Here is an 11,507-nt window from a genome sequence, read left to right as displayed (position 1 = left end):
GGATTTATGTGTACAAAAAATACAGCGGTTATTTTTTAGGCTATTTAAGAAAGGAATTTACGTGCGGGAAATAGCGTTATGTCAAATTAATTAAACATACACGGAAATTTACACGGCTCGTTTTTTGGTTTGATGGGATAAATGTTGTGAGCATTTGAATTTAAATGGTACGCCCTACAGGGCTCGAACCTGTGACCTACGGCTTAGAAGGCCGTTGCTCTATCCAACTGAGCTAAGGGCGCACTGAGAAGGTAAACTTCGCGGTGTTGAACGCCGGGAATTATACGGTCTGGGACCAACGAGTCAATGGGTTTTACCTGCAAAGCCCACATCTCCTCCCTAACGTCCAAAATCGCCCCACATCAAATGATTAAATCGTAAGCACTGGCCTTAATCTCCCCTTCCTATACGAAATATCCCGCTACGGTTTAAGCAACGCCTGGTACCTTCAGATATTCCTTATAGCAACAATGAAGCATGTCACAGGACGGAGGGGAAACCGTCGTGACACCCCCTATTGCCGACTGTTCTCAGGCAATATTTCTGTGCTTATGCCGATATTCACACAGAGTGCAATGAGCAATTGCCCAACGTGCCGGGAGGGAAACGATGCGCGTGATGCTACGCAGGGAAAGGCGACGGCGAAATATCATGGAGTTTCAGGGGCATTCACTTCCCCTGCCTCATAATGCGCTGGTTGAACGCAGCGACCTGCTCAACCATACGGCGCGCTACTGCGAGTACCACATTCTCGTGACGCGCGATCACTATCTTGCCACTGGCGTTCGTCACAGCCCGGTTCCCTTGAGCCTGTGTCGCATCTTTGACGATATCGACGAGGCGTTGGACGTAGTTCACCTGACTCACCCGCTTGGCTTGATTATCGATCTCGAAGGTCAGATCCTGCCCGTCATTACGCTTCTGGATCGCCTGCGCATGTTGCAGCAAGACTATCCGGCGCTGGACATCGTGCTGATCACCCCTGACGTTGACCCTGCTGCACAACGGTTTCTCCAGGCGACGTGCCATTGTCGGGTGCTGGACAAACGCCTTGCACTGTTTCAGGCTCGGGCTGCGCTTCACCTCCAGAGTCAAGTCCAGACTCTTCTGCCCCGTTTATTCAAAGCCAAAGAGTGGAGCGTGCTGATGATGATGTCTGAAGGCTATACCTTGTGTCATATCGCCCGCCTGCAGGTTCGTCCGTATCACAGGATTATCTACCGTGTCGGCTGCGTTTTAACTCTGCTGCGGCTAAACCATCGCCACCAGCTGCTGCGACTGCTACAACGCGTTGGGGCCATTCGTGACACGAATCACTCGGGATAACCTGCTGAAGACGGGATGGTTTAAGAAATTACTTAAACTAGTGTTAATAAACGGTAATCTTTTAACCAAAAGCAAACAATTATAACTATTCCTAAGAATGTCCACTGAGCGCGATCAATCACCATGACAGATACAAATAATGGAATTTACATCTGCATAAAATGAATAATTATCACAGCCAACGGTGATTTGCTCGAGCATATTGTGAGCTAACCGACAAACCAGAATCCTTTCCGCACCCGTCTGGCAGAACAATCGATTGGTCAGTGCGACAAGTAGAACCCCCTAAGCTAAACTAAAAACCGCGCCTAAGTCGTTATCCAGTCAGCATTTATTACCCTCACCGCAACACGCTGCGTAACATCACAATTCATCATTAATTTAACAACCAGACAACAAGCAGTCGCATGTTTTGTTTTTTGCTATTACATAAACACTAAGCGTCAACAAATCGATGAACCGCAGAAATTAGGCCCAAAAGAAAATTCCTGGTCAATCCGCTACAGAACATCGTAATTAGTAAAGTTAATTGTCTTAATCTCAGACTTTTTCCTAAAACTTTACACGGTATAATCGGCCCCATTGAGATAAATAACAAAAACCACAACAAAATCATCTATAGATAATACGTTAATGACGACGATCTTGTCGTAACTCAAAAAAGGAAGCGCTGATCACATCAGTCGACAAATAAACAAGCATCAGAAATAACTTATGCAACCCACCGTTTTTACGAACGAATGGCCCGCCAGCCAGATATTGTGTTTTCTCTCACCCTGGACGTTGACCTTTAGGGTGTGACCGGGCGTTCCGAAATGAGAAAAACACACGCCGACGCTGGCAATGAAGTTCTCTCCGAACTCAGCACAACTGAATACATAATCTGAGGAATAGAAAATGAAACCTGCTTCCGTTGTTATTATGGATGAACAACCTATCGTTAGGATGTCGATAGAGGTTCTGTTGCACAAGAATAGCCAGATTCGCGTTGTCCTCAAGTCGGATGACGGAAGAGAAGTTATTGATTATGTAAGAAAAAATGAAACAGACCTGGTCATCGTTGACATTGAACTGCCTGGGACCGATGGTTTTTCACTACTCAAACGGATACATGACATCAGCCCTAAAACCAAGGTTTTGTTTTTATCCTCGAAATCGGAAAATTATTATGCCGGACGGGCGATCCGTGCGGGCGCCAATGGTTTTGTCAGTAAAAGAAAGGATCATAATGACATCTATAAAGCAGTGGACATGCTCCTGGCTGGTTATTCCTTCTTCCCGGCGGACACACTTAACTTTCTTAGCAACAATCCGGCAAGGCGCGGGGAATTGAATGAACTTCCGCTTTCAAATCGTGAAGTGACGGTTCTGCGGTATCTGGTCAATGGTCTGACGAATAAAGAAATAGCCGATCAACTTTTGCTCAGCAACAAAACAATCAGTGCGCATAAATCAAATATTTTCTCTAAACTTGGTGTACATACTATTGTTGAATTGATTGACTACGCAAAGTCCCACGAACTGGTGTAAGAGAATGTGCCGTGTCCGAAAAAAAATATCGGGCGCGGCATTATGATATTAATTGTAGTTAATCATGAACGTGGCGTCTGCATCGGCCTTACCGGGCTGCGGATTATCGGCTGTTGCAATATAGTTGGCATAAAACTGTAGCGTGGCGTTGCCCAGCGCGTCGACAGCCACTTCGCGACTCGCCTGCTGTAAAGGCAGACGGCTGCGGTCGGCATCACGGATTTCCACCGCCACTCTTGTGGCATTGCTGGTGCCGTTCAGCCCAAGCAGCGTGGGATCGTCATCATCGGCTTTTCCGGCAAAGGTTATCGACGCCGAACCCGACGGGCAGCCGGTCAGGTTCAACGTAAAAGGAATCACCGACGTGGTGCTTCCGGCGTTGCGCAGCTGTTTGGTCGCCCAGCGCCCCAGCTCGACGGATTTATCGCTATCGCTCGCTTCCACCACGCAGCTGTAATCCACCACATTACCAAACAACTCGATGTTCACTGCCCCCAGCGCATTATCGGCCCGCGCACTGTGGCTCATCGCCGTCGCGGCCATCATGGCCAGGCACAAATAAACTGATTTCATCGGCAGGTCCTTAGTCATAGTCCACGCGCAAATAGCCCCTGGCGGTGAATTTCCCTTCCGCAGGTTTGCTACCGGTGATGCTCACAGGCCAAGCGCGGATCCCCACCTGTGCCTGGGCGCTGCCGTCCAGGCGGAACGGGATTTTGCTGTTAATGTTGTTCGGGGTTAGCGGATTTCCGCTGCTGTCGGAAACGATAAAGCCCAAATCCGGGTTATCCGACACCATCGCGTTGCCCTGCGACTGTTCCGCTTCCACACGCAGGGTGAGATATGCCTGCGATTCCACGTTAGTGCATTTGATGCCGATGGTTTTCTGCTGCACCGGGATATTCACCGGACGGTTTCCGGCCCCCGCCTGGCTAAACAGCGATGCGCCGATATCGCCAAAATCAAACTGCACCACGGTACCCGCGTTTATCTCACAGGTTTGCGGCACGTTGATGGTGCCGCTGTAGCTGATGGTGTATACCGGCGTGGTGAGCGGATCGGCGCTGGTTGTGGTCACATAGACGTTAAACATGGTCTGTTTCGGGATAACCACCATGTTGATAAAGCGCCGCGTCACTTTCAGGCGGAACACCAGCTTCGAATCATTTACCGGAAACGCTTTTTGATTCGGCACATTCGGGTGGGAGCCCATCTGAATGTAGTTCTGTGGCGGATAAAAGACGCCGGCGGCGCTGTCGGTTATCTGCATCGCACCGTCGAGATAATCGTTAAGCTTAAGGTACTGAAATCTACTCTCAGTGCTGACCACCGGGAAGCTGGTGACGTAGCTGCGTTTGGTGGTGGTACCCGTGGTACCGCTCGGACAAATGGCGTTCACTCCCACCCAGCCGGATTTTTGGCTCAGCGTTACCACCTGCCCTGGCTGGTTGTTGGCGCTGGTAAAAGTATCGGTCAAATCGTAAAACACGTCCGATGCCACACCGTTTACGTTGCGGCAAACCGTGGCCATAGCTGAGGTAGACGCCATTACGCACCCCAGCAGTAAAACGGTGAAGATTTTATTGATCACAGCGAACCTCCGTGAGCGTGATCGCCTGTTGCAGGCTCTTTTCCGGAAGCGAGTAGCGAGCGCGACACTGCGCGCCTGAGCCTTCGCCCCATTGAATCAACAGCTCACCGCTGAGCGGCAAACCACTTAAGTAGATTTGTCCGTCATCGCCCACCATGCTGGTTACGCCGCTGGTCGCTTCCCGGACGATGGCACCAAACGGCACCGGCTGTGCGCCACGACGCACGGTGATCAACGCCCTTACGCCAATGCGTGTATCAAACGTCGCCCGCACCACTGCGCCCTCGGTTGGCACGACGCTACTAACGTTGTTTTCGACGTCGGTGCTATTGCTCATGGTGTTGGTATCGAGCGCGATGCGGTTGTAGCGATAGACGGTGGCGTACGGCATCACCGCGTAACCGCGCCAGTCGGTTTTGACCCCGGTCTGGTTTTCGATGCTGACGCCGCTCGCGCCCGGCGCTTTGATAAGCACGTTAGTGTCACCCAGCGGTTGGCTGAACGTGATGCCATCGGCGTGAGCCACAATGCCGCCGGATGCCTGCCAGTTCAGGGAATGCTGGTCGCGATCATAGTTGTAGGCGCCACTCAATGTGCCGTAGGTTGCCTGCCAGTTGGCGCTGGCGCTGCCGGTGTAACCCTGGCCGCTGGTGCTGCCCTGCGTCACGCTGTAGCTGAGGTTGTTCCCGTCAAGCAGCGTGCCGCTGACGCCACTCTGCCAGCTGTTGTCACCGTCACTGTTACGGCTGGCGGAAACGGTGGCATACGCCCGGTCAAACGCTGAGTTGCGGCGCGCCGCGCCATTGCTGAATATGCTGAACGGCACGGAGAGGTTAAATGACGCAATCTGATCAGTGCCCGGAATACCAATCGAACGGTTCCACGACATCGACACCGAATAGCTCATTCCGCGCCAGCCGCCGGAATAACCCACTTGATACCAGGTATTGGTATCGTCAGATCCCCAATAGGTTTGCTCACTGCCGGAAAGATACAGCGAGCCGTAATCGCCGAGCGATTGCGAAATGTTGGCCTGGAAGCGGCCTTTTTTATTCTGCGTCAGGTTGTGATAGCTGATGATGTCCGGCACGCCATCATCGTCCGTTTCCTTATCACTGTACTGATAACCGCTCATGTTCTTCCACGTCGTATCATCGAGGGTGAAGAAACCTTTGGTCGAGTAGCGATAACCGAGCAGCTGGAAGTTGGTGCCGTAGGTATTCAGGGATTTGGCGTATAGAAAACGCAGCGATTGCCCGTCGTGGGTGCTGTCATCCACCAGCCGACTGTGCGCGTGGGTAATATCCAGCGATACCGCGCCCCAGTCCCCGAGATTTTTCCCTAAGCCCAGCGCAACAGCGGTGTAGTTTTCCGCCAGCTGCGTGCCGCCGTACACTGTGTAGCCGCCGTTCAGGCCGGTAATCACCGTGCCCTGCGCAAAGAACGGCGTCTCCTGCTGGTTGTTACCGGAACGGTAATCCCCCGCCACGAGATCGTACTTCCAGCGGCCTTCACGTTGCAGTAAAGGAACCGAAGAATACGGCACGGTGTAGCGTTGCTGGCTGCCGTCCTTTTCGTCGACGGTCACTTCCAGGTCACCGCTCGAAGACGTCGGGTTCAGATCGCTGATGGCGAACGCCCCGCTCTGGACATAGCTCTGATAGACCACGTAGCCGTTCTGGCGAATGGTGATTTTGGCAGGCGTGCGGGCGATACCGCGCACCGTCGGCGCGAAGCCCTGCATGCTGTCGGGATACATGCTGTCAGAAGAGTAGAGCCGCGCCCCGCGAAAGCCGACGCTGTCAAACACGTCGCTGCCGGTGTTGCTGTCGCCCATTACCAGTTCACTTTTCCACGGCACAATCGATCGCTGCACCCAGGTAGCGACGTTACGCCAACGGTTTTCTCTCTGGCTATTGTTATCGGAATAGGTCCAGGTGCCACTGTTACGCAGTCGCCACGGGCCATAGTTGGCACCGCTGGTCAGGCTCAAAAAGTAGCTGTCATCGTCGCTGCCACGGTTGCCGCTAAAACTGTAATTCGCCAGCAGCGCCGGAATGCCTTCATCCCACTCTTCGGGTGGGATATAGCCGCGCGCGCTGTTGAACATCGCCACCTGCGGCAGACTGATGTTGAGCTTGAGCGCCGCAAAATCGAAGGCGATTTCCGTTCCCTGAATCACTTTTTCCAGCGCCACGCAGGATTCTGGCGCCTCTTTCGCCAGCGCAGGAAACGCCGCGGTGTTGACCCCAAGACGCTTGAGCAGCGCCGGTGTCAGGCACGGGGCTAATCCCCCGGCCGCCGGTTGCGTGCCTTCGGCGGGCGTAAAGGCGAGATCCTGCGAGCCAACGAACTCATCATTGCGCCAGATATCGACCCGATACACCCCAGCGGGTTGCTTGTTACCTTTCTCGAAGCGCGACAAATCCGCCACGCTCGCCGCATCGTCGGACAGGAATGAAGGGTTAAAGTAGCTTTCCGCCTGCACGCCGGACGCAAACGACACGCCGGACAAGGCAAGGGTCAGCAGTTTCAGACGCGGCCAGCGTCTGGAAAGTTCGGCGTGAGGAAAGGCATTCATTACAGATTCACGCGACGAGCCGGAGTAATTGCCCCGTAGTCATTCACGCTCTGCCAGCTCAGCGTGCCCTGCGCACCCTCTGGCAGCGTGACCGTGGCGCGGCTTTTTGGCGTAATCATTACGTTCTCAAGCTTCTTGCCACCCATCTGTAAATTAACCAGAGTGATAAAATACGGCGAAGGGTTGTTGATGCTGATGGCTGAACCGCTGCGGGTAAACACCAGCGTGTCGAGGGCCTGCAACGGCTGCGTCTCGAGTTTGTTTGGTCGAACGAACAGCTTGATACGCGACAGGATAGCCAGCTGTAAAACATTGTTGTTTTCGCCGTTCTTTTTATCCATCGACGGGATCGCTTTAACATTCAGATAAAACAGTGATTCCCGATCCGAGGCCAGGGCTGGCCCGGCATAAATAATACGCAACGTATTTTCGCTGTTGGGCTCGCTAACGAACAGCGGCGGCGTAATGACGAAGGTTTTTTCTTTCTGACCGGTGGCATTTTCAATCCACGCGTTAATCAGATAGCGCTCCTGCTTGTTGCTGTTGCTCAGCGCCAGCGAGGTTTGTTTGGCGTCAGCAGGGTAAATCACTCGAGTCGCACCCAGCGCGATGCCCCCGGCCGCCTGCGCCGGGAGCGCATTCATTAACATCAGAATCGACAAAAAAAATGTTTTTTTAATTAAGTGGATCATAACCCAGTTACCTGTTTTCTTATTTTCTGACAGCGTCTGATTTTTAGGGATAAACGAGAGTAAACCAGACGTCAGTGAGTAAATTCCCTGGTACGAGCGGTAATGAAATAACGCGATAACGCGCGCTAAAATGGAAAGTCATTTCCTCAGCGGTTATCGGTAAATAATTATCGGGCGGTGCGTTTGGAATAATAAGCTGTTGTTGGTTATCAAAGAGCGCCAGCCCTAAGCCGCTTTCTCCTGGCCTGCCGCTGGCCTTTGATGAGGCGACAAAAACCTGCGGATCTTCCGCCGGGCTCAACCCCTGAAAACTAATGCCTACCAGGCTTGCGACATCGCGGCGACACTCCACGAGGCGTAGCGTGAACGGTACAGTAACGGTGGAATAGCGACCCACGTCGCCGAAGGTATTACTGCGGTATTGCCCCATTTCCACGCGCAAATCCTGGCTCTCAGGGGCCACAACGCAGGCGCTGTTCACCAGTTCGCCGCGTAGCTGAACGCGCCCGCCATCGACCACCACCGTGTGCGCGAAGGCCGGAGAAGCCGCGACGAATATCAGTGCCAGCAGTGGCAACGTCCGTATCATGATAGATTCCCGGGAGGTCTGAAAGGGTCCTCATCCTTGAGGCAAGGCTCATCCTGAGCGTGACTGAGGCTTACTCGTATTTCATTACGAAGGTAGCGTCAGCGTTAGCCTGGCCCGGCGCGGTGGTGTCAGCCGTTGCTTTGTAGCGCGCGGTGAAGCGCAGAGTGTTGGTGCCTTCTACCAGGTTCTGCGCGGTAGAGAACGTAGCGCCGTTTGGAGCCAGCGTCGCGGATGCAGTATCCAGGATTTCAATGCCGACACCGGTTGCAGTATCGGAGTTGTCACTGGAGGCTACTGCCAGCAGGGTGTTGTCTTTCGCATCAACCTGACCGGTAAAGGCTACGGCCGCAGTTGCCGCAACGGTTGGGTCGCAATCATTCAGCACGATGCTGAATGGGATTTTGGCAGAGGTATCGCCAGTTTTAGTGAAAGACGCAGTGCGGTACTGGCCCAGTTTCACTTCCTGGTTGGAAGAGTCGGTGCTGACCGCACACGCCGCGTTGACCAGATCACCTTTAAAATGCACGTTACCGCCGTTAACGGTGGTGGTATCGGCATTGGCCGCGCCAACAAACAGACCCAGCGATGCCACCAGAGACGCAGCAATCTTGCTAACTTTCATGATTTTTCCTTGATGATTTATCTAATTATTTACGGCGAAGAAACCATCCGAAAATATGTTTCGTCGTTCCTTCAACACTGACCGGAAATAAGGTTTCCGGCAGTAGTCATAAATTAAACAATTCACCTGATGCAAAATACGTATAAAAGCTGCGATCGCCTTCAGTTACGTCCTATTATTATTTAGGAAATAACCCGGTAAGTAGTGATGCACAAGAAAAGGCCTAAAAACAACAGGGCTTTTGGTCCGCCGGGCATTGAGTACGCCAGAAAAACGCAAACGGTGACTGACATACCGCCCGGCTTCTGACAAAATATGTGTATCCCCCTTGTGACACTGACAGACGGAATCTTCTCTCTGATGGCAGCAAAGATTATTGACGGTAAAACGATTGCGCAGCAGGTACGCTCTGAGGTCGCGGAAAAAGTGAAGGCGAGGATTTCCGCCGGAAAACGCGCCCCTGGATTAGCCGTAGTGCTGGTCGGCAGCAATCCTGCGTCGCAAATTTACGTCGGCAGCAAACGCAAAGCGTGCGAAGAAGTGGGCTTCATTTCCCGCTCTTACGACCTGCCGGAAACCACCCTCGAAGCCGAGCTGCTGGAGCTTATTGATACCCTGAACGCTGACGACTCCATCGACGGCATTCTGGTACAGCTTCCGCTGCCTGCGGGCATTGATAACGTGAAGGTGCTGGAACGCATTGCGCCGGACAAAGACGTGGACGGCTTCCATCCGTATAACGTCGGTCGTCTGTGCCAGCGTGCGCCGTGTCTGCGGCCGTGCACACCACGCGGGATCGTGACGATGCTTGAGCGTTACAATATCGATACCTACGGGCTGAACGCAGTGATCGTGGGCGCATCGAACATTGTGGGTCGTCCAATGAGTATGGAATTACTGCTCGCGGGCTGTACCACTACCGTCACCCACCGCTTTACCAAAAATCTGCGTCAGCACGTTGAGAACGCCGATTTGCTGGTCGTCGCGGTCGGTAAACCGGGCTTTATTCCTGGCGAGTGGATCAAAGAAGGCGCGATTGTGGTCGACGTCGGCATCAACCGTCTGGAAAGCGGAAAAGTGGTCGGTGATGTGATTTTTGACGATGCCGCCGCGCGCGCGTCGTATATCACCCCCGTACCGGGTGGCGTTGGCCCAATGACCGTGGCAACGCTTATCCAGAACACGCTGCAAGCGTGTGAAGAATATCATGATGTAAAGGAAATATAAGAATGGCGACTTTTTCTCTGGGTAAACACCCACATGTTGAATTATGCGACCTGCTGAAACTTGAAGGCTGGTGCGAAAGTGGCGCCCGGGCGAAAGCGGTGATTGCGGAAGGCGTGGTTAAAGTAGACGGTGTTGTTGAAACCCGTAAACGCTGCAAAATTGTTGCTGGCCAGACGGTTGTCTTTGAAGGTCAGAGTATTACTGTTCAAGCGTAATCAGCGTCCATGCGGCCCTACTTGGGCCGTTTTAGACGACTGAATTAGCGTTCTACCAACGTTCCCTCTATTTCTTTGCAAGACTTCTGCAGAATCGAATCACGTAGCACAAACTCCGCGGGCAAAATGCAATTGGCTGGCCGGTTTTCCTGTGTTGCAACCAGCACTCTGGCCACCGCTTCTTTACCTTGCGCGTCCAAATCCAGCCGAACGGTGGTAAGGGATGGGATGAAAAACGCACTTTCATAACTATCATCGTAACCAATCACCGACACCTGCGCCGGCACAGCGATATTTGCTTGATTTAATGCACTCAGTGCACCCAGTGCCATCTGATCGTTACCGGCTAAAATCGCGCTAAACTCGACTTTATTTTCAATAAGTTGCCTTACATCGTCGTAACCACTTTGTGCATCCCACGAACCAAAAATAATCGCCGCAGGCGTCAGACCTAATTCGGCCAGGCTGGTTACCCAACTCGCCAGGCGTAGTTGTGCAGAAATCGAGTGCTGTGGACCAGGCATCAGCGCGACAGAGTGGTGCCCGAGTTCATGCAAGCGCTTAACGCTCTCTTGGGTTCCATTTGCCGGGTCGAAGATGACATGGAACACCCCACTGTCTGGAGCAACGTCGAGAAAAAGGCACATCACATCGTTATTTTGGGCAGCTAAAGCCTGAGCAACGGGTGTTTCCAGCGGGACGTTGATAAGGATTTTGTCGACAAATTGAGATTTAAATTCGTTGATGGATTGCTGGATAGCCAAGGGGTCATGTTCATCAATCATCGAAATCAGCACCTGATAATGGGCTTCACGTGCGTGTTTTTTGACAGAAGCAGCAATTTGCGAAGGAGCATGCAGCGCAAGGGATGTGGTAATCAGCCCTAATGTCAGGGCTCTTTTCCCGACAAGTTGTTGCGCCAGGCGATTGGGTACGTAGCGTAGTTCTTCAATAGCCTGCTCAACGCGAATTCGCGTTTTATCGGCAACATTCACCGATTTATTAAGCACTCTGGACACCGTCTGATAGGAGACACCAGCCCGTTGAGCAACATCTTCAAGCGTCGCATTTCTATTTTTATTCACCCTCAATCCTTTCATTTGCGCGTGGCTAAAGTAGTCCGTTTCATCCTGG

At 52.5% G+C, this 11,507-nt stretch carries 11 protein-coding genes and 1 tRNA gene; 4 read left to right on the top strand and 8 right to left on the bottom strand.

Going from position 1 to position 11,507, the window contains the following annotated elements; all coding sequences use genetic code 11:
• Positions 1 to 165 precede the first annotated feature (165 nt).
• A tRNA-Arg gene (locus tag MUU46_RS16240) sits at positions 166 to 242 on the bottom strand.
• A 409-nt stretch (positions 243 to 651) separates the two neighbouring features.
• On the opposite strand from MUU46_RS16240, the gene MUU46_RS16235 reads away from it, so the two are divergent.
• Positions 652 to 1,326, top strand: coding sequence for a response regulator transcription factor (locus MUU46_RS16235; protein WP_258966059.1), 675 nt, complete (start codon positions 652 to 654; stop codon positions 1,324 to 1,326).
• Between the two features lie 897 nt (positions 1,327 to 2,223).
• Positions 2,224 to 2,856: a fimbria biosynthesis transcriptional regulator FimZ gene (gene fimZ / locus MUU46_RS16230; RefSeq protein ID WP_258966058.1), complete on the top strand. Its 633-nt coding sequence runs from the start codon at positions 2,224 to 2,226 to the stop codon at positions 2,854 to 2,856.
• A gap of 48 nt (positions 2,857 to 2,904) precedes the next feature.
• Here the strand turns inward: fimZ and sfmF are convergent, their stop codons facing one another.
• From sfmF to fimA, 6 genes are all read right to left on the bottom strand, one after another.
• A complete protein-coding gene (gene sfmF, locus MUU46_RS16225) occupies positions 2,905 to 3,402 on the bottom strand; it encodes a fimbria assembly protein (RefSeq protein ID WP_374685019.1) in 498 nt (165 codons plus the stop codon).
• 37 nt (positions 3,403 to 3,439) lie between these two features.
• Positions 3,440 to 4,405, bottom strand: coding sequence for a type 1 fimbria D-mannose specific adhesin FimH (fimH, locus tag MUU46_RS16220; protein ID WP_258966374.1), 966 nt, complete (start codon positions 4,403 to 4,405; stop codon positions 3,440 to 3,442).
• Between the two features lie 31 nt (positions 4,406 to 4,436).
• Positions 4,437 to 7,028 (bottom strand): fimbrial biogenesis usher protein, encoded by a 2,592-nt coding sequence (locus tag MUU46_RS16215; protein ID WP_258966056.1) that lies wholly within the window; start codon positions 7,026 to 7,028, stop codon positions 4,437 to 4,439.
• Positions 7,028 to 7,720, bottom strand: coding sequence for a type 1 fimbria chaperone FimC (gene fimC / locus MUU46_RS16210; RefSeq protein WP_258966055.1), 693 nt, complete (start codon positions 7,718 to 7,720; stop codon positions 7,028 to 7,030). The genes MUU46_RS16215 and fimC overlap by 1 nt, the downstream gene beginning before the upstream one ends.
• A gap of 43 nt (positions 7,721 to 7,763) precedes the next feature.
• A complete protein-coding gene (fimI, locus tag MUU46_RS16205; RefSeq protein ID WP_258966054.1) occupies positions 7,764 to 8,309 on the bottom strand; it encodes a type 1 fimbrial protein subunit FimI in 546 nt (181 codons plus the stop codon).
• Between the two features lie 70 nt (positions 8,310 to 8,379).
• Positions 8,380 to 8,931, bottom strand: coding sequence for a type 1 fimbrial major subunit FimA (gene fimA, locus MUU46_RS16200; RefSeq protein ID WP_159752617.1), 552 nt, complete (start codon positions 8,929 to 8,931; stop codon positions 8,380 to 8,382).
• 360 nt (positions 8,932 to 9,291) lie between these two features.
• On the opposite strand from fimA, the gene folD reads away from it, so the two are divergent.
• Both folD and ybcJ read left to right on the top strand, forming a co-directional pair.
• Positions 9,292 to 10,158, top strand: a complete 867-nt coding sequence (folD, locus tag MUU46_RS16195; RefSeq protein ID WP_159752615.1) for a bifunctional methylenetetrahydrofolate dehydrogenase/methenyltetrahydrofolate cyclohydrolase FolD — start codon at positions 9,292 to 9,294, stop codon at positions 10,156 to 10,158.
• A gap of 2 nt (positions 10,159 to 10,160) precedes the next feature.
• Positions 10,161 to 10,373, top strand: a complete 213-nt coding sequence (gene ybcJ, locus MUU46_RS16190) for a ribosome-associated protein YbcJ (RefSeq protein WP_159752613.1) — start codon at positions 10,161 to 10,163, stop codon at positions 10,371 to 10,373.
• A gap of 44 nt (positions 10,374 to 10,417) precedes the next feature.
• On the opposite strand, the gene MUU46_RS16185 is transcribed toward ybcJ, so the two are convergent.
• Positions 10,418 to 11,458, bottom strand: a complete 1,041-nt coding sequence (locus MUU46_RS16185) for a LacI family DNA-binding transcriptional regulator (protein ID WP_258966053.1) — start codon at positions 11,456 to 11,458, stop codon at positions 10,418 to 10,420.
• Between the last annotated feature and the right edge of the window lie 49 nt (positions 11,459 to 11,507).

The organism is Scandinavium tedordense (genome assembly GCF_024764965.1).
Taxonomy (GTDB): domain Bacteria; phylum Pseudomonadota; class Gammaproteobacteria; order Enterobacterales; family Enterobacteriaceae; genus Scandinavium; species Scandinavium tedordense.
This window is presented reverse-complemented; position numbering and strand designations above follow the sequence as displayed.

What these genes read in the sequence shown, in the direction of transcription:
- MUU46_RS16235 (WP_258966059.1), top strand. Translation starts at nt 652, where the DNA reads ATGGAGTTTCAGGGGCATTCACTTCCCCTGCCTCATAATGCGCTGGTT.
- fimZ (WP_258966058.1), top strand. Translation starts at nt 2,224, where the DNA reads ATGAAACCTGCTTCCGTTGTTATTATGGATGAACAACCTATCGTTAGG.
- sfmF (WP_374685019.1), bottom strand. Translation starts at nt 3,402, where the DNA reads ATGATGGCCGCGACGGCGATGAGCCACAGTGCGCGGGCCGATAATGCG.
- fimH (WP_258966374.1), bottom strand. Translation starts at nt 4,405, where the DNA reads ATGGCGTCTACCTCAGCTATGGCCACGGTTTGCCGCAACGTAAACGGT.
- MUU46_RS16215 (WP_258966056.1), bottom strand. Translation starts at nt 7,028, where the DNA reads ATGAATGCCTTTCCTCACGCCGAACTTTCCAGACGCTGGCCGCGTCTG.
- fimC (WP_258966055.1), bottom strand. Translation starts at nt 7,720, where the DNA reads ATGATCCACTTAATTAAAAAAACATTTTTTTTGTCGATTCTGATGTTA.
- fimI (WP_258966054.1), bottom strand. Translation starts at nt 8,309, where the DNA reads ATGATACGGACGTTGCCACTGCTGGCACTGATATTCGTCGCGGCTTCT.
- fimA (WP_159752617.1), bottom strand. Translation starts at nt 8,931, where the DNA reads ATGAAAGTTAGCAAGATTGCTGCGTCTCTGGTGGCATCGCTGGGTCTG.
- folD (WP_159752615.1), top strand. Translation starts at nt 9,292, where the DNA reads ATGGCAGCAAAGATTATTGACGGTAAAACGATTGCGCAGCAGGTACGC.
- ybcJ (WP_159752613.1), top strand. Translation starts at nt 10,161, where the DNA reads ATGGCGACTTTTTCTCTGGGTAAACACCCACATGTTGAATTATGCGAC.